The sequence below is a fragment of the Pseudomonas sp. LAMO17WK12:I5 genome (assembly GCF_900215165.1).
Taxonomy (GTDB): domain Bacteria; phylum Pseudomonadota; class Gammaproteobacteria; order Pseudomonadales; family Pseudomonadaceae; genus Aquipseudomonas; species Aquipseudomonas putida_A.
Genome location: NZ_OBDS01000003.1, coordinates 324,210 through 340,716 on the forward strand (window position 1 = coordinate 324,210; position 16,507 = coordinate 340,716).

General features: G+C 59.6%; 17 protein-coding genes. 10 read left to right on the plus strand and 7 right to left on the minus strand.

Annotated features, from left to right (window positions below; all coding sequences use genetic code 11):
• Positions 1–21 precede the first annotated feature (21 nt).
• From CRO59_RS06955 to CRO59_RS06970, 4 genes are all read right to left on the minus strand, one after another.
• Entirely contained in the window at positions 22–894 is an 873-nt protein-coding gene (locus CRO59_RS06955) for an ABC transporter permease subunit (protein ID WP_097088863.1), read from the minus strand.
• Positions 891–1,772, minus strand: coding sequence for an ABC transporter permease subunit (locus CRO59_RS06960; RefSeq protein ID WP_371917807.1), 882 nt, complete (start codon positions 1,770–1,772; stop codon positions 891–893). The genes CRO59_RS06955 and CRO59_RS06960 overlap by 4 nt, the downstream gene beginning before the upstream one ends.
• A gap of 29 nt (positions 1,773–1,801) precedes the next feature.
• Positions 1,802–2,944 carry a polyamine ABC transporter ATP-binding protein gene (potA, locus tag CRO59_RS06965; RefSeq protein WP_041073459.1) on the minus strand — a complete coding sequence of 381 codons (1,143 nt, stop codon included), beginning with the start codon at positions 2,942–2,944 and terminating at the stop codon, positions 1,802–1,804.
• Positions 2,945–3,312: 368 nt separating this feature from the next.
• A complete protein-coding gene (locus CRO59_RS06970; protein ID WP_097088867.1) occupies positions 3,313–4,074 on the minus strand; it encodes a gamma-glutamyl-gamma-aminobutyrate hydrolase family protein in 762 nt (253 codons plus the stop codon).
• 282 nt (positions 4,075–4,356) lie between these two features.
• On the opposite strand from CRO59_RS06970, the gene CRO59_RS06975 reads away from it, so the two are divergent.
• The 4 genes from CRO59_RS06975 (at position 4,357) to CRO59_RS06995 (ending at position 9,780) form a co-directional block, all read left to right on the plus strand.
• Positions 4,357–5,733 (plus strand): glutamine synthetase family protein, encoded by a 1,377-nt coding sequence (locus CRO59_RS06975; RefSeq protein ID WP_027611689.1) that lies wholly within the window; start codon positions 4,357–4,359, stop codon positions 5,731–5,733.
• Between the two features lie 182 nt (positions 5,734–5,915).
• Positions 5,916–7,406, plus strand: a complete 1,491-nt coding sequence (locus tag CRO59_RS06985; protein WP_097088869.1) for an aldehyde dehydrogenase — start codon at positions 5,916–5,918, stop codon at positions 7,404–7,406.
• A gap of 51 nt (positions 7,407–7,457) precedes the next feature.
• A complete protein-coding gene (locus CRO59_RS06990) occupies positions 7,458–8,741 on the plus strand; it encodes an FAD-binding oxidoreductase (RefSeq protein WP_097088871.1) in 1,284 nt (427 codons plus the stop codon).
• Positions 8,742–9,231: 490 nt separating this feature from the next.
• A complete protein-coding gene (locus tag CRO59_RS06995) occupies positions 9,232–9,780 on the plus strand; it encodes a cupin domain-containing protein (RefSeq protein WP_003226097.1) in 549 nt (182 codons plus the stop codon).
• 152 nt (positions 9,781–9,932) lie between these two features.
• Here CRO59_RS06995 and CRO59_RS07000 read toward each other — a convergent pair whose 3' ends face one another.
• Positions 9,933–10,247 carry a hypothetical protein gene (locus CRO59_RS07000; protein ID WP_097088873.1) on the minus strand — a complete coding sequence of 105 codons (315 nt, stop codon included), beginning with the start codon at positions 10,245–10,247 and terminating at the stop codon, positions 9,933–9,935.
• Between the two features lie 369 nt (positions 10,248–10,616).
• On the opposite strand from CRO59_RS07000, the gene CRO59_RS07005 reads away from it, so the two are divergent.
• On the plus strand, positions 10,617–10,901 hold the full coding sequence (locus CRO59_RS07005; protein ID WP_096796462.1) for a hypothetical protein: 285 nt from the start codon (positions 10,617–10,619) through the stop codon (positions 10,899–10,901).
• Positions 10,902–10,978: 77 nt separating this feature from the next.
• Here the strand turns inward: CRO59_RS07005 and CRO59_RS07010 are convergent, their stop codons facing one another.
• Entirely contained in the window at positions 10,979–11,410 is a 432-nt protein-coding gene (locus CRO59_RS07010; RefSeq protein WP_097088875.1) for a hypothetical protein, read from the minus strand.
• Positions 11,411–11,576: 166 nt separating this feature from the next.
• Here CRO59_RS07010 and CRO59_RS07015 point away from each other — a divergent pair, with 166 nt between their 5' ends.
• From CRO59_RS07015 to CRO59_RS07025, 3 genes are all read left to right on the plus strand, one after another.
• Entirely contained in the window at positions 11,577–11,966 is a 390-nt protein-coding gene (locus tag CRO59_RS07015) for a hypothetical protein (RefSeq protein ID WP_027611695.1), read from the plus strand.
• Positions 11,967–11,981: 15 nt separating this feature from the next.
• Positions 11,982–12,404, plus strand: coding sequence for an HD domain-containing protein (locus CRO59_RS07020; protein WP_097088877.1), 423 nt, complete (start codon positions 11,982–11,984; stop codon positions 12,402–12,404).
• Positions 12,405–12,490: 86 nt separating this feature from the next.
• Positions 12,491–13,510: an AbrB family transcriptional regulator gene (locus CRO59_RS07025; RefSeq protein ID WP_097088878.1), complete on the plus strand. Its 1,020-nt coding sequence runs from the start codon at positions 12,491–12,493 to the stop codon at positions 13,508–13,510.
• Positions 13,511–13,670: 160 nt separating this feature from the next.
• Here CRO59_RS07025 and CRO59_RS07030 read toward each other — a convergent pair whose 3' ends face one another.
• Positions 13,671–14,447 carry an NAD(P)H-dependent oxidoreductase gene (locus CRO59_RS07030; protein WP_097088880.1) on the minus strand — a complete coding sequence of 259 codons (777 nt, stop codon included), beginning with the start codon at positions 14,445–14,447 and terminating at the stop codon, positions 13,671–13,673.
• An 84-nt stretch (positions 14,448–14,531) separates the two neighbouring features.
• Between CRO59_RS07030 and CRO59_RS07035 the strand changes: the two genes are divergently transcribed.
• Together CRO59_RS07035 and CRO59_RS07040 are read left to right on the plus strand one after the other, a co-directional pair.
• Positions 14,532–15,425, plus strand: coding sequence for a LysR family transcriptional regulator (locus tag CRO59_RS07035; protein WP_177408963.1), 894 nt, complete (start codon positions 14,532–14,534; stop codon positions 15,423–15,425).
• Between the two features lie 252 nt (positions 15,426–15,677).
• Positions 15,678–16,463: a DeoR/GlpR family DNA-binding transcription regulator gene (locus CRO59_RS07040; protein WP_097088884.1), complete on the plus strand. Its 786-nt coding sequence runs from the start codon at positions 15,678–15,680 to the stop codon at positions 16,461–16,463.
• Positions 16,464–16,507: the final 44 nt, after the last annotated feature.

Sequence of the window (16,507 nt, forward strand, 5' to 3'; positions counted from 1 at the left end):
CACAGTGTTCATCGTTGTTGCTTAGGCCGTCGCGGCGCGTTGCGGCTGCCACGCCTCATTCGCTGTCTGATCCATCGCTTCCTGAATCGCTTTCTTGCGGTTGGCTTCTGCCCTGCGGCCGAAGTACCAGACCAGGAAGGTCACCAGCGACACCGCGAGCAGAATCAGGCTGGCCACGGCGTTGATCTCAGGCTTCACCCCCAGACGTACTGCCGAGAACACTTCCATCGGCAGCGTGGTCGAACCCGGGCCGGAGACGAAGCTCGCCAGCACCAGGTCGTCCAGCGACAGGGCGAACGACATCATGCCGCCCGCTGCCAGCGACGGCGCGATCATCGGAATGGTGATCAGGAAAAACACCTTGAACGGCTTGGCTCCCAGATCCATCGCGGCTTCTTCGATCGACAGATCCAGCTCCCGCAGGCGGGCGGAGACTACCACCGCCACATAGGCGGCACAAAACGTGGTGTGGGCGATCCAGATCGTGACGATGCCACGCTCCTGCGGCCAGCCGATCAACTGCGCCATCGCCACGAACAGCAGCAACAGCGACAGACCGGTGATCACCTCAGGCATCACCAGTGGCGCCGTCACCAGACCGCCAAACAGCGTGCGACCCTTGAAGCGCGTCACTCGCGTCAGGACGAAGGCGGCGAGGGTGCCCAGTGCGACGGCGGCAATCGCGGTGTAGCAGGCGATTTCCAGCGAGCGCACCACCGAGCCCATCAGTTGCGTGTTGTCGAGCAGGCCGACGTACCACTTCACTGACCAGCCTCCCCATACTGTCACCAGTTTTGAGGCGTTGAACGAGTAGATCACCAGAATCAGCATCGGCAGATAAATGAACATCAGGCCGAAGATCAACATGAACTTGGAAAAACCGAAGCGTTTCATCCCCGTGCCTCCATCTCTTTGGCCTGGCTGCGGTTGAACAGCAGAATCGGCACAATCAGGATCAACAGCATCACCACCGCCAGCGCAGACGCCACCGGCCAGTCGCGGTTATTGAAGAACTCTTGCCACAGCACGCGACCGATCATCAGCGTCTCCGGGCCACCCAACAGTTCCGGAATCACGAACTCGCCGACCACTGGAATGAACACCAGCATGCAGCCGGCAATGATGCCGTTCTTGGCCAGCGGCACGGTGATTTTCCAGAAGTTGTTGAAGTTGCTCGAACCCAGATCTGACGCGGCTTCCAACAGGCTGCCATCGTGTTTCACCAGGTTGGCGTACAGCGGCAGCACCATGAATGGCAGGTACGCATACACCACGCCGATATACACCGCGGTGTTGGTGTTGAGGATCTCGATCGGGTGATCGGTCAGCCCGGTCCACATCAGAAACGCGTTGAGCAGACCGTTGTTGCTGAGGATGCCCATCCACGCGTAAACACGGATCAGGATCGCGGTCCAGGTCGGCATCATGATCAACAGCAGCAGGACGTTTTGCGCTTCCTTGCTCGCTTTGGTGATCGCATAGGCCATCGGGAAACCGATCACCAGGCACATCAGCGTGCTCAGCGCCGCGACCTTCAGCGAACCGAGGTAGGCCGACAGGTACAGCTCGTCTTCGCCGAGCAGGGTGTAGTTGCCGATGTTGAGCATCAGCTGGAATTTCTGTTCGGCGTAGGTGTAGATCTCCGAGTACGGCGGGATCGACAGCGCGGCTTCCGAGAAGCTGATCTTCATCACCAGGAAGAACGGCAACATGAAGAACAGGAACAGCCAGATGAACGGGATGCCGATGACGAACTTTCGCCCGCTGGGCACCAGGCGCAGGAATTGCTGATTGAAGGTTCTCATGAGCGCAGTACCACGCCGCTGTCGTCTTCCCACCAGACGTAGACCTTGTCGTCCCAGGTCGGACGCGCGCCACGGCGTTCGGCGTTGGCCATGAACGACTGGACGATCTTGCCGCCGGGCAGTTCGACGTAGAACACCGAGTGGCCGCCGAGATAGGCGATGTCATGCACCTTGCCTTCGGACCAGTTGTAGCGGGTCTCTGGCTTGAGCGTACTGACGAGCATTTTTTCCGGGCGGATTGCGTAGGTGATCGACTTGTCCTGCACCGACGTGCTGACGCCGTGGCCGACGTAGATCTTCTGCTGCAGGTCCGGGCTGTGGATGATCGCGTGACCTTCAAGGTCTTCCACCACGGTGCCGTCGAAGGCGTTCACGTTACCGATGAATTCGCAGACCATGCGGCTGACCGGCGCTTCATAGATGTCGACCGGGCTGCCGATCTGGGCGATCCAGCCCAGATGCATGATCGCGATGCGCTCGGCCATGGTCATGGCTTCTTCCTGGTCGTGGGTCACCATCACGCAGGTCACGCCGACGCGCTCGATGATCTCGACCAGTTCCAGTTGCATCTGCGAACGCAGTTTTTTATCCAGCGCGCCCATCGGCTCGTCGAGCAGCAACAGCTTTGGACGCTTGGCCAAAGAGCGGGCGAGGGCGACGCGCTGGCGCTGACCGCCGGACAACTGATGAGGTTTGCGTTTGGCGTATTGGGTCATGTGCACCAGGCGCAGCATCTCTTCGACACGGGCATCGATTTCGCTGGCCGGCAAACGGTCCTGCTTGAGGCCGAAGGCGATGTTCTGCGCCACAGTCATGTGCGGGAACAGCGCGTAGGACTGGAACATCATGTTGATCGGCCGCTCGTACGGCGGCATGTCGGTGATGTCCACGCCGTCGAGCAGAATCCGCCCTTCGGTCGGGCGCTCGAAACCGGCGAGCATGCGCAGCAGGGTCGATTTGCCCGAGCCGGAGCCACCGAGCAGGGCAAATATTTCGCCCTGATGGATCTCCAGGGACACATCGTCCACGGCCGTGGTTTCGTCGAACTTCTTGGTGACACGATCGACTTTCACCAGAACCTTTTTCGGTTGCTGGTGGCCTTCAAGTGCCTTCCGGTAAGTGCTGGAGGCGTTTGCCATGTGAAACTCCCAACAGGTTTCGTTCGCTCGGCCAACGTGGCCGGGCTTAAGTGGATTGCAAGCCTGTAAGCGCAATTTCAGTCATTACATATCCCCCTGTAGGAGTGAGCCTGCTCGCGATGAGGCCATCTCAGTCGACATCTCTGTTGACTGGTCTACTGCTATCGCGAGCAGGCTCACTCCTACAGGGGAATTGCGCATGCCTGACTGACCTTGCGCTGCCGAGGGCTTGGTCGGCGCCGCCGTCCTGGCTGCCTGGGTCGTACTTGTTGTTATTACGGTTTGTTGTTTTCACGGATGACGGATGCGCACACGCGCAACCGCCGACCCCGTGGGGGCAGTAAACAGTTTTGAAATCCTGGGTGGTGTCAGCGCTGGTTGCGTCGCGCTGCCCGTTGCCGGCAGGCCGCGCCGAATGCCTGGAAAATCTTCAGGTAGTTCGGGTTGTCCAGCACCTGCCATTCCGGGTGCCATTGCACGCCGAGGGCGAAGGTCGGGCTGTGCTCGACCGAGATCGCCTCGATCAGGCCATCCGGCGCCACCGCTTCGGCACGCAGGCCGGGCGCGAGGCGGTCGATGCCCTGACTGTGAATCGAGTTGACCTGGAACTCGCCCGGCAACGCCAGCGCTTCGAACACACCGCCCGCCAGCACGCTCACGGCATGCGCCGGTGCGTATTGCACGGCCACGTCCGGGCTGTCGGCTTCACGGTGATCGAGCATGCCCGGCAGCTCATGCACTTTCTGGTGCAGGCTGCCGCCGAACGCCACGTTCATTTCCTGGAAGCCACGGCAAATGCCGAGCACCGGAACGCCCGCGGCAATGGCTGCACGCAATAAAGGAAGGGTAGTGGCGTCCCGCGCCGGATCGTGATCCGTACCGGGTTCGCTGGCCGGGCCTTGATAGTGGAAGGGCTCCACGTTCGAGGGTGAGCCGGTCAGCAACAGACCGTCGAGTTGACCGAGCAGGTCTTCGATTTCAGTCAGTTTGCCAAGGGAAGGAATGACCACTGGAAGACCCTGAGCGCCAACGCTGACAGCACGTACGTACTTGTCGCCGCTGATGTGATAGGGGTGCAGGCCAATCTGTTTGACGCACGCAGTAACGCCGATCAATGGCTTGAATGCCATTTTTATTCACCTCGAAGTTTGACACTTGAACGAGCTTTTCCGGAGCTTAGCCTCGTTGATTTTAATTAACAACTGCCATGTAAAAAATTCTAAACGCCGTTCATCCAATCTTCATGATTCCAGGCCTTGCGGCGCCTGCATTGGCACGTGAGTGTTAAAAAAAGCCCGAAAAATAAACGCTGAGCGGCTAGGTGTTCGCTATTGACTTCACTTTGCCTTTCGGATTGACTGGCTCGGCGAAACAGCAGTGAACATAATAATTAACAGCTAAATAGGTGCATCATGTCGGTCCCTCTGCGTGCCGTTCAACTCAACGAAGCAAACGCATTCCTTAAGAAACATCCTGAGGTTTTGTACGTCGACCTTCTGATTGCAGACATGAACGGTGTGGTGCGCGGCAAGCGCATCGAGCGCACCAGTCTTCACAAGGTTTACGAGAAAGGCATCAACCTGCCGGCCTCGCTCTTCGCCCTCGACATCAATGGCTCCACGGTGGAAAGCACCGGTCTGGGCCTGGACATCGGCGACGCCGACCGCATCTGCTACCCGATCCCTGGCACCCTGAGCATCGAGCCGTGGCAGAAGCGCCCTACCGCACAACTGCTGATGACCATGCACGAGATCGAGGGCGAGCCGTTCTTCGCCGACCCGCGTGAAGTGCTGGCCAACGTGGTGCGCAAGTTCGATGAACTGGGCCTGACCATCTGCGCCGCGTTCGAACTGGAGTTCTACCTGATCGACCAGGACAACGTGAACGGCCGTCCGCAGTCGCCACGTTCGCCGGTGTCCGGCAAGCGCCCGGTGTCGACTCAGGTGTATCTGATCGACGATCTCGACGAATACGTCGACTGCCTGCAAGACATTCTGGAAGGCGCGAAAGAGCAGGGCATTCCGGCTGACGCCATCGTCAAGGAAAGCGCCCCGGCGCAGTTCGAAGTCAACCTGCATCACGTCTCCGACCCGATCAAGGCTTGCGACTACGCGGTGCTGCTCAAGCGTCTGGTGAAGAACATCGCCTACGACCACGAGATGGACACCACCTTCATGGCCAAGCCGTATCCGGGCCAGGCGGGCAACGGTCTGCACGTGCACATTTCGATCCTGGACAAAGAAGGCAACAACATCTTCGCCAGCGAGGATCCCGAGCAGAACGCCGCGCTGCGCCACGCGATCGGCGGTGTGCTGGAGACCCTGCCTGCGCAAATGGCGTTCCTGTGCCCGAACGTCAACTCGTACCGCCGCTTCGGCGCGCAGTTCTACGTGCCGAACTCGCCGAGCTGGGGCATCGACAACCGCACCGTTGCGGTACGTGTACCGACCGGTTCGGCTGACGCCGTGCGCATCGAACATCGCGTGGCCGGTGCCGACGCCAACCCGTACCTGCTGATGGCTTCGGTACTGGCCGGCATTCACCACGGCCTGACCAACCAGATCGAGCCAGGCGCGCCCGTTGAAGGCAACAGCTACGAGCAGAACGAACAGAGCCTGCCGAACAATCTGCGCGACGCATTGCGTGAGCTGGACGACAGCGAAGTCATGGCCAAGTACATCGACCCGATGTACATCGACGTGTTCGTCGCGTGCAAGGAAAGCGAGCTGGCCGAGTTCGAGAACTCGATTTCCGACCTTGAGTACAACTGGTATCTGCATACGGTGTGATTTGCAGACCAACACCGACCCAATGTGGGAGCGGGCTTGCTCGCGAATGCGGTATGTCATTCAAAGTTAATGTTGGCTGACACGACGTCTTCGCGAGCAAGCCCGCTCCCACAGGGGATTCGGTTACCCAATTCGATTGACGGGTGTTTGCCCGTCATCCACCCCCTTGTCGAGCCACAACAATGACAACCACCCGCAACGACTGGGAACAACGCTTCCAGTCCCTGACCATCGAATCCCGCGCGTTCATCAACGGTGAATATCGCCCGGCGATCAGCGGCGCCACCTTCGAATGCCTGAGCCCCGTCGACGGCCGTTTTCTCGCCTCCGTGGCCAGCACCGATGAAGCCGACGCCAACCTCGCCGTCGAAGTCGCGCGCCAATCGTTCAACTCCGGCGTGTGGGCCAACAAAGCCCCGGCCGAGCGCAAACGCATCCTGATCCGCTTCGCCGATCTGATCCTGCAACACCAGGAAGAACTGGCGCTGCTGGAAACCCTCGACATGGGTAAACCGATCAGCGACTCGATGAGCATCGACATTCCGGCGACCGCCAACGCGATCCGCTGGAGCGCCGAAGCGATCGACAAGATCTACGACGAAGTCGCCGCCACCCCGCACGATCAACTGGGTCTGGTGACCCGCGAGCCGTCCGGCGTAGTCGCCGCGATCGTGCCGTGGAACTTCCCGCTGATCATGGCCAGCTGGAAATTCGCCCCGGCCCTGGCCGCGGGCAACTCGTTCATTCTCAAGCCTTCGGAAAAGTCGCCGCTGACCGCGATCCGCATCGCCCAGCTCGCGCTGGACGCGGGCATTCCGAAAGGCGTGTTCAACGTGTTGCCGGGTTTCGGCCACACCGTCGGCAAGGCGCTGGCGCTGCACATGGACGTCGATGTGCTGGCCTTCACCGGTTCCACGGCGATTGCCAAACAACTGATGATTTATGCCGGCCAAAGCAACATGAAACGCGTCTGGCTCGAAGCCGGGGGCAAGAGCCCGAACGTGGTGTTTGCCGACGCCCCGGACTTGCGCGCGGCAGCTCAGGCTGCGGCCGGCGCGATTGCCTTCAACCAGGGCGAAGTGTGCACTGCCGGTTCGCGCCTGTTGGTCGAGCGTTCGATCCGCGAGCAATTCATCCCGCTGCTGGTGGAAGCGCTGCAAGCGTGGAAACCGGGGCACGCGCTTGACCCGGCGACCACCGTCGGCGCCGTTGTGGATCAGCGTCAATTGGAGAACGTGCTGCGCTATATCAACATTGGCCGCGAGCAGGGCGCCGAGCTGATTGCCGGCGGCCAGCGCACCCTCGAAGAAACCGGTGGCCTCTATGTGCAACCGGCGATCTTCGACGGCGTGACCAATGCGATGACCATCGCCCGCGAAGAAATCTTCGGCCCGGTGCTGTCGCTGATCACCTTCGACACCGTTGAAGAAGCGCTGCAGATCGCCAACGACAGCATCTTCGGCCTCGCCGCCGGCGTCTGGACCAGCAACCTGAGCAAGGCACACACCTTCGCCCGTGGCCTGCGGGCCGGCAGCGTCTGGGTCAACCAGTACGACGGCGGCGACATGACCGCACCGTTCGGTGGCTTCAAACAGTCGGGCAACGGTCGCGACAAATCGCTGCACGCGTTCGACAAGTACACCGAGCTGAAAGCGACCTGGATCAAGCTCTGATTTTCTACAGCGGTGGTCGCCCTTGATGGGCGACCCTCGGAGAACAATAAAATGAAGCAACAACACGTCAATAGCTACTACGCCGCCACGCGCAACGAAGTCATCGACTTCCCGACCCTTGAAGAGTCGGTCGAGTGCGACGTCTGCATCATCGGCGCCGGCTACACCGGCCTGTCCTCGGCGCTGTTTCTGAGCGAGGCCGGTTATAAAGTCACGGTGCTGGAAGCGGCGAAAGTCGGCTACGGCGCCAGCGGTCGCAACGGCGGGCAACTGGTCAACTCCTACAGCCGCGACGTCGATGTGATCGAAGAACGCTACGGCGACAAGACCGCGGAAATCCTCGGCAGCATGATCTTCGAAGGCGCCGACATCATCCGTTCGCGGATCAAGGAATACGACATCCAATGCGACTACCGTCCGGGCGGCATTTTCGCAGCGATGAACAAAAAACAACTCAACGGTCTGGCCGAGCAGAAGCGCAGCTGGGAACGTTACGGCAACAAGAACCTGAAGATGCTCGATGCCGCTGACATCCGTCGCGAAATCGGCTCCGACGCCTACGTTGGCGGCCTGCTGGACATGCAGGGCGGCCACGTTCACCCGCTGAACCTGGCCCTCGGTGAAGCCGCGGCCATCGTGCGTCTGGGCGGCAAGATCTACGAGCAGTCCGCCGCCGCCGAAATCAAATACGGCGAGCCGAACGTCGTGCGCACCGCCAAAGGCCAGGTGCGCGCCAAGTATCTGCTGATCGCCGGCAACGCCTACCTGCCGCAAGGTCTGGACAATCGCGTGACCGCGAAAAGCATGCCCTGCGGCTCGCAGATCGTCGTCACCGAGCCACTGACCGAGAAGCAGGCGCGCAGCCTGATCACCAACAACTACTGCGTCGAAGACTGCAACTATCTGCTGGATTACTACCGCCTGACGGCCGATAACCGTCTGCTGTACGGCGGCGGTGTGGTCTACGGCGCGCGGGAACCGGACGACATCGAACAACTGATCCGGCCGAAGATCCTCAAGACCTTCCCTCAGCTCAAGGACGTGAAAATCGACTACCGCTGGACCGGCAACTTCCTGCTGACCATGTCACGCATGCCGCAATTCGGCCGCATCGAGAAAAACGCCTACTACATGCAAGGCTACAGCGGCCACGGCGTCACTTGCTCGCATCTGGCCGGCAAACTGATCTCGGAAATGATCCGTGGCGACGCCGAACGCTTCGACGCCTTCGCCTCGCTGCCGCACATGCCAATGATCGGCGGCCGCACCTTCTCCGCCCCGTTGACCGCCCTCGGCGCCGTCTACTACTCGCTGCGCGACCGTTTCGGCATCTAGTTACCTCCCCGGCGGCGGCCCCCAGGACCCCGCCGGTTTTTTACCTGAAACACCAAGGTGACCACTGTAGGAGTGAGCCTGCTCGCGATGGCGCCAGTACAGGCACCATCACTCCCACAGAAACACTGCAAACCCTGTGGGAGTCTGGCTTGCCAGCGATGACTCCCTGACAACCGCCACAAAGCCAACTGACACAAAAGTGATCCAACTGTGGGAGCGAGCCTGCTCGCGAAGAGGCCATATCAACCAACATCGTTGTCGACTGACACACCGCTTTCGCGAGCAGGCTCGCTCCCACAGTGACTGTATTAACAAGGCAAGAGGGACTTTTGCCCCACCGTCCATCGAACCTGCTGAGCAACACCGGCAAACGTGATTTAATAGCCGCCTTTCACGGTTCCGGGACACGGGAGCAACGTGATCCGCGCGCCTTGCGCGGCACCCGCCACCCACCCCCATTACCCTTAAGTACTACTCACATAAGGCTGTCATGGATACGGGTTCTCGACTCAAACTAGTACGCGAAAGCTACAAACTCTCCCAGCGCGAGCTGGCCCGGCGTAGCGGCGTGACCAATGCCACCATCTCCCTGATCGAACAGAATCGCGTCAGTCCTTCCGTCAGCTCGCTGAAAAAGCTGCTCGAAGGCATCCCGATGTCCCTGGCCGACTTCTTCACTTTCGACCAGCCCCCGCGCGAACACCAATACGTGTTCCGCGCCAACGAACAACCCGACCTCGGCCGCCACGGCCTGCGCCTGCTGCTGATTGGCGCCTCGGTGCCGAGCCGTCAGATGCGCTTGCTTCGTGAGCAGTACGCTCCGGGCGCGAGCTCCGGGGAAGAGCCGATCGTGCATGCGGAAGGTGAGGAGTGTGGGCTGGTGACGCGTGGAACGGTTGAGTTGACCGTGGATGGGCAGGTGAGTGTGTTGAATGCCGGGGATGGGTATTACTTTCCTACGACGCTGCCGCATAAATTTCGGAATATTGGGGCGGATGAGGCGGAGATTATCAGTGCGAATACGCCGGCGAATTTTTGATTTGTTTCACTTTGAAATTCAATTTAATTAATTGTGCTTGAGCATGTTTGCTGAAAGTGTACCGCTGAACTCGAAAGAGACAGCGGTTCTTCTTTAAGGCGTGCAGAGCAGTTTTTATAGATCAGTAAGTTCGAAGTTATTGCTTTTCGTGCTTAGGGTTTTCTCCAGGTAGTATCTTTATTATCCGATGATGGAGGGGGGTATTCTGGCAACTTTATTTTTATAGGGGGGAGTGTCTTGGGATCAGGTGAAGTCCTGTATTTTTCGCGATTGATTTCAAATTCCTGCGCAGTGATGAACTTTTGACTATTTTCATCGTAATACCAACCCTCTTTTATTTCCTCCGTGCATGAAACGCTCTCACCTTCAAAATGCATCGCCTCTGCCCCTCTCATGAGTCCAACTTTTATTATGCAATGGGCAGAAAACTCGTTGGACTTATTGTAGTAGGCATATAACGCACTCATGGATAATCTCCTGAACGATAAATATTGATCTTGCCGAAAACATAGGTTATCGCAGTAGCCGTTTTTTCTAACCTGTCATTACTGACAGGTTTTTAAATGAAAAACTAATAATCTGCCTTTTAATCAGTTATAACGCTTCACGTTTACTGACTCGACGGTACCGCTAGCAAAACGGACCATCCGGTTTTGGGGCCGCTTCGCAGCCCAGCGGGAGCAAGCTCCCTCGCCACATGAAGTGTTTTCCTACGAAGTTTTCAGATATCGAAACTGCGCGAAATGACTGGGCGATAACCATTCGTCCGACACTCCGCACCTTCGCCACACACCTTCTTCCAATGCTGTAACTCCCCACGCAGAGGAAGAGCCACCATGCTGAACCATAAAATCGCGGTGTTTACCCTCGCGGCGTTGCTGTCCGGCAGCTCGCTGTATGCGATCGCGGCCGGCGATATGCCCACCCCAACGGCAAACGACGGCAACAGCCAGACTCGCGACCCGGCGTCCCCTGCCACCCATGCCGATCCGGATGCCAATTCGCTGCCTGAAGGTGGGGATGGTGGCAAGACCGACAATGGGCCGGTGCCTTCTGCCTCCAAGCCCAGCTCCGCGGGTCAATCGTCCGATAGCAGCAGTGGGGGTAACGGCGGTGGTTAACGGATATTGCGCATTAAAAAGCCCGGTCTTTTGAGCCGGGCTTTTCTTTGCCTGTCGCAAACACAGATATCAAACGCTTACTTCGCCTTCCAATGCCCACCACCATTCTCACAATCAATTCGCGCCTGGGCCAAATGATCCACGTCATAGTAATACGTGGTCACTTGGGCGTTGTCGGGGATATTCAGCGCCTTGGCATTTTTGTCTTTGCTGGTGGAGTGAGGGTTGGCCAGGGATTCCTGAGTGATCGTGGCGATACACGTGGCCTGATAGTGGTCGGCACAGTGCTCGACCTTGGTTTTCTTACTGTTGAGCATGTCTTTGCTTTCATTGCTGCACGACCAGTCGATGGAGCTGACGGGCATGCCTTCGTATTCGTAGCAGCTGTGCGTTTCCACCGCTGGCACCGAAGCGCTGGAGGATTGGGTCTGAACGTCGCAGCCTTCGGCCATGACGCAGGTGGGGATGACGGCGAACGTGGCGATTAGAAGCAGGAAGCGAATGTTCATCGGGGTTTCCTCTTCAGGGGCGCCGGGTCTGATCGAAGCTTTTGGCGCTTTATAGTTTCGAGATGGCGTGGAGGAGGGAGGTTCCATCGGGTTTTTGATTTGCTCCTGTGGCATACACTGCGAAACAATCGGAAACATTCAGCGCCCAAGGATTGGAGCATTGCCCATGATCGAAATCGGCAGCCGCAATAACGCGCTCCCCTCGCAGCACCCCTTTCACGACATCTATCTGTTTCACATTGACCCTGCAAAGCCAGACTCGCCTTTCTGTTTCGAGCAGTCGATGTCTGGCGGACACATGGAACACGGCGGTGCGCGGTGGTTGGCGCTGGATGAGCTGGACGCTTGGCCGGGCGAGTGGCGTGAACACCTGAGAAAAGCTGATTGTGCGTGGGTTGCCGAGTTGATCGATGCCCATCCAAAAGCCGATCAGTCAACCGTGGTCTCGCTGATTCTTCAACGTCATTCCGGGCCAGCGAAGCCAACCGGACGGCTTGAAGCGATCCGCAATTGGCTCAAACGCAACATCCACGTTGGCGGCCGCTATGGCGTTTAAACCACGGAGACTTCCATGACCCAGACCCTCGAACGCGCCATCGCCATCGCTGCCACCGCCCATGCCGGGCAGGTCGACAAGGGCGGTGCGCCGTACATTCTGCATCCGCTGAAAGTCATGTTGCGCATGAGTTCGCTGGAAGAGCGCATCGTCGCCGTGTTGCACGACGTGGTCGAGGATTGCGGCGTCAGCCTCGATGACTTGCGCAAGGAAGGTTTCAGCGAAGAGGTGCTGACGGCGATTGAATCAGTGACCAAAGTGCCGGGCGAGTCTTACGAGGATTTCGTCGAGCGTGCGGCGCAGAATCCGATTGGCCGGGTGGTGAAACTGGCGGATCTGGAAGAGAACAGCGACCTGTCGCGCATTGCCTCGCCGAGTTGGGAGGATCTTGAACGGGTTGAGAAATATCGGCGGGCGATTGGGCGGTTGCGCACGTAAAAACGAATACCCCCCTGTAGGAGCCTTCGGCAGCTCCTACAGGGGATTGATGTCGGGTCAGTTGAATAGCCAGGAAGGCGAAGAATATGAAATCGATTCTGTGTTTGTTGATCGCTGCCGCTGTCGGCGCTGCGTTGCAGGTCAGCGGTGTTCCTCATGGCCTGTTGCTGGGGGCGATTCTTGTCACCGCATTGGTCGCCACCAAGTTCGGGTTTGCCCCCGCAACCCCTTATGGTCTGGGCTACATCCAGGTCACGCTGGGCATCGCCACCGGGCTGATGTTCGAAGCGTGGGACAGTGCGACGGCTTCGGCGATGTTGCCAAGCCTCGGCGTCCTGCTTCTATGCCTGACTCTACAGATCGCCCTCGCCGGATGGTGGCTGACTCGCGGCGCAGGCTGGAATCGCACCGATGCGCTACTCGCGGTGTACCCCGGCGCACTGGCGGCGGTGTTCGATTTGCTGGAGTCGGAAAAGGCTTCGAGCAAAGTCATCATCGTGCACCTGATGCGCTTGCTGTTGATCACGGTGCTGGTGAGCTTTTTGATTCCCGGGCAAGCCTCGTTGACAGTGGTTGAAAGCGCTCCGTTGAGCACGGGTATGGCGTTGACCGTATTCGTTCTGATTGGCCTGAGCGTGGTGCTCGGGCGCTTGCTGCTGGTGATCGGCGTGCCTGCGCCGTTCATGTTGACGGCAATTCTGCTCACTGCCGTGTTTGTGAAATCGGGATGGCTGCACGGCTTTCACATGCCGGACTGGAGCCTGAACCTGGCGGCGCTGATTCTCGGCGTGCGGATTGGCTCGCGCTTTCAGGGACTCGGCCTTGCGGAGCTGGGGCGGCACGGGCGGACGGCGTTGGTGTCGGTGGGGCTGATGATCGTGGTGGCGGCGGCATTTGCCAAAGTGGCGGCGCGGTGGCTGGGCAGTGATCCGCTGTCGCTGTGGCTGGCGTACATGCCGGGGGCGATCGAGACGATTGCGATTGTCGCGTTTGCCGGCGGGCTGAATGTGGTGTTCATCCTCACTCACCACTTGGCGCGGATGGTGCTGCTGCACTTTGCGCCGGCGTTGTTGGTGCAGATGCGGCGGGCGCGGGAGGAAGTCTGAAGCACATCCCCCTGTGGCGAGGGAGCTTGCTCCCGCTGGGCTGCGCAGCGGCCCCAAACCCCGATGCCGCGGTGTTTCAGGTGTACGAAAATCGCAGGTTTTGCGACGACTGCGTCGCCGAGCGGGAGCAAGCTCCCTCGCCACAAAGGTTCAGTGATCTTTACAAAGTGTGGGCGGCGAAGCCTTGCTCACTCGGAGCAATATCATCCTTGAGCGTCAACGCCGGGATCTCGTAATCCCCGGCATTCTGCTGCCGATACGCTATCGGCCGCGTGCTCCACAACTCATCCAGCCGCGTGCCCAGCGACTCGCAGGTCTCGGCAAACCGCGCTTGATCCATGCGACTGGCGCGGTACACCAGGAAGGGCGGCACCACGTCGAAACCGGGGTAGAACAGCACGCCGTGCTGAATCGGAAACAGCAAATCATCAATCGGCCCGTTGATCCCGCGCGGGCTGTAGTGAGAATCCCAGCCTCCGGTGGTGACCAGCAGCATCGCGCGTTTGCCTTTCATCTTGCCTTCGCCGTAGCGCTCGCCCCAGCGCGCATCGGAGTGTTCGCCGACACCGTAGGCAAACCCGTAGGCATACACGCGCTCGACCCAGCCTTTGAGGATCGCCGGCATGGTGAACCACCACAGCGGGAATTGCAGGATCAGCGCGTCGGCCCACAACAGTTTTTCCTGCTCGCGGGCGATGTCGGCGGACTGCCGGCCCTGTTGGTAAGCCAGTTTCGAATCGATCGAGGCGTGGAATGGCCGGCTTTCATCGCGACCGGGGGCGTCATCGGCGTCGATCGTGGTCTTCCAGTTCATCGCATACAGGTCGGAGACCTGCACGGTGTGGCCGGCGGCTTGCAGGCGCTGGACGGTGAAGTCCCTGAGCGAGCCGTTGAGCGAAGTAGGTTCGGGGTGGGCGTAGACCAGTAGCACATTCATGTGGCAACTCCTTGGTTGAATGCAGGCAGGATCAATCCTTGATCGGTATATTGGAAATGAATGTCTGATATGTCAGGTATAGCCATGAATAATTTACGACGTCTGGATATCAACTTGCTGTTGACCCTAGACGTGTTGTTGGCAGAACACAATGTAACCCGCGCCGCAGAGCGCTTGAGCCTGTCGCAGCCGTCGGTGAGCGTTCACCTGGCCAAGCTGCGCGAGATCTTCGGCGACCCGCTGTTGCTGCCCGGGCCACGGGGCATGCGCCCGACGGCGCGGGCCGATGAACTGCGCGAGCCGTTGCGCGAGGCACTGGAAGCACTGGAACGCGCGGTGGCGCCGGCCAGCGCGTTCGATCCGGCTCAGGCCCGCCACATCTGGAAAGTCGCGGCGACGGATTACGGCGAATCGACGGTGGTGCTGCCAGCGCTCAGCGGTTTGCGCACTCAGGCGCCGGGCACGCGGTTGGCAGTGCTCGATCTGATGCCGGCACAGTTGGCCAGGCAGGCGGAGCAGGGCGTGTTTGACCTGGCGCTGCACATCACCGAAGAGGCGCCGCTGGATCTGCATCAACGGGTGCTGTTCACCGAGCATTACGTGTTGGCCGGTCGCGTCGGGCATCCGGGGTTGAAGCGTAAGCCGACTCGCGAACAATTCTGCGCGCTGGAACACGTGATGGTGTCGCGCGAGGGCGGGGGCTTTTTCGGGGTGACCGACAAGGCGCTGGCCGAGGTCGGCCTGGCGCGCAAAGTGGTGCTGTCGGTGCCGCATTTTCTGATGGTGATGTCGGTGCTGGCGAGTACCGATCTGGTGGCGATGCTGCCGTCACGCTTGGTTCGCGACAACCCGGCGTTGCAGGTAGTCGATGCGCCGTTGCCGGTGCCGGGCTACGAAATGGCGATGTTCTGGGGCGAGCGCGCGCATCGCGACCCGGCACACAAATGGTTGCGTGAGCATCTGGCGGCGTCGGTGTGACGGATCAGGCGTGGCCCAACGCAATCGCAAAAGACACCACGATCATGCACGCAAACGCAAAATTGAGATTCATCAGCTGTTCATCCTGAGCCTTTTTAAAGTGAGGCCATTCTGAACAGGCTGAATGCAAAGAAAAAATTCGGCATGTTGATTCCAATGATCGAAACAATTGATACCCGCCGGTTTGTGTTTGCCCAAAGCTTTCGCTAGTCTCGGCAAAACCTGCAACTACAAGCATAAACAGGCAAAACCATGCACGATCATTCGGTCACCGAACTCCCGTCCCTGCGCCGGCAGAAAATCCTCCTGATCCTCGAACGCGACGGCAAGGTCATGGCCTCCGAGTTGAGCCAGCACTTCGCCGTGTCCGAAGACACCATTCGCCGCGACCTCGCCGAGCTGGACAACGCCGGGCTGGTGCAGCGCGTGCATGGCGGGGCGCTGCCAAAGCCCAAGGACAGCGGCAAGGATTACTTCACCCGTCTGGATGAGACTGATGAGGTGAAGGTGCGTCTGGCGCAGTTGGCGGCGCAAAAGGTCGAGGACGGGCAGATTGTGTTGTTCGATTCCGGCTCGACCGCGCTGCAGGTGGCGCGCTCGTTGCGCGCGGATATCCAGATCACTGCGGTGACCGCCGCGCCGATGACAGCGATTGCCTTGTCCGAATACAAGGGCGTGAAAGTGATTCTGGCCGGTGGGCAACTGAACCCGCGCACGATGTCGGCTAGCGGGCACGAGGCGGTGCGCATGCTGGCCGGGATCAAGGCCGATCTGGCGTTCACCGGGGTCTGTGCGATTCACCCGGAGGTGGGCATCACCTCGCTGCACTTCGATGAAGTGCCGGTGAAACAGACGCTGCTCGACAGCGCGGCGCGGGTGATTGCGGTGACCACGGCGGACAAGCTGGGGGCGGTGGAGCCGTTTGTGGTGGCCGCGTGTACGCGCCTGCATACGCTGATAACCGAGCGGCACCTGGCGTCGGGGAGTGTCGAGGATTATCGGCGATTAGGGATTGTGGTGGAGCAGTTGCCGGACTGAGATTTGTAGTGAGGCTGCTGGCCTCTTCGCGAGCAAGCCCGCTC

Coding starts and splice junctions, on each gene's coding strand:
- CRO59_RS07040 (WP_097088884.1), top strand. CDS start 15,678: ATGCACGATCATTCGGTCACCGAACTCCCGTCCCTGCGCCGGCAGAAA.
- CRO59_RS06995 (WP_003226097.1), top strand. CDS start 9,232: ATGGATACGGGTTCTCGACTCAAACTAGTACGCGAAAGCTACAAACTC.
- CRO59_RS07025 (WP_097088878.1), top strand. CDS start 12,491: ATGAAATCGATTCTGTGTTTGTTGATCGCTGCCGCTGTCGGCGCTGCG.
- CRO59_RS07005 (WP_096796462.1), top strand. CDS start 10,617: ATGCTGAACCATAAAATCGCGGTGTTTACCCTCGCGGCGTTGCTGTCC.
- CRO59_RS06985 (WP_097088869.1), top strand. CDS start 5,916: ATGACAACCACCCGCAACGACTGGGAACAACGCTTCCAGTCCCTGACC.
- CRO59_RS06975 (WP_027611689.1), top strand. CDS start 4,357: ATGTCGGTCCCTCTGCGTGCCGTTCAACTCAACGAAGCAAACGCATTC.
- CRO59_RS07035 (WP_177408963.1), top strand. CDS start 14,532: ATGAATAATTTACGACGTCTGGATATCAACTTGCTGTTGACCCTAGAC.
- potA (WP_041073459.1), bottom strand. CDS start 2,944: ATGGCAAACGCCTCCAGCACTTACCGGAAGGCACTTGAAGGCCACCAG.
- CRO59_RS07020 (WP_097088877.1), top strand. CDS start 11,982: ATGACCCAGACCCTCGAACGCGCCATCGCCATCGCTGCCACCGCCCAT.
- CRO59_RS07000 (WP_097088873.1), bottom strand. CDS start 10,247: ATGAGTGCGTTATATGCCTACTACAATAAGTCCAACGAGTTTTCTGCC.
- CRO59_RS07015 (WP_027611695.1), top strand. CDS start 11,577: ATGATCGAAATCGGCAGCCGCAATAACGCGCTCCCCTCGCAGCACCCC.
- CRO59_RS07010 (WP_097088875.1), bottom strand. CDS start 11,410: ATGAACATTCGCTTCCTGCTTCTAATCGCCACGTTCGCCGTCATCCCC.
- CRO59_RS07030 (WP_097088880.1), bottom strand. CDS start 14,447: ATGAATGTGCTACTGGTCTACGCCCACCCCGAACCTACTTCGCTCAAC.
- CRO59_RS06955 (WP_097088863.1), bottom strand. CDS start 894: ATGAAACGCTTCGGTTTTTCCAAGTTCATGTTGATCTTCGGCCTGATG.
- CRO59_RS06990 (WP_097088871.1), top strand. CDS start 7,458: ATGAAGCAACAACACGTCAATAGCTACTACGCCGCCACGCGCAACGAA.
- CRO59_RS06970 (WP_097088867.1), bottom strand. CDS start 4,074: ATGGCATTCAAGCCATTGATCGGCGTTACTGCGTGCGTCAAACAGATT.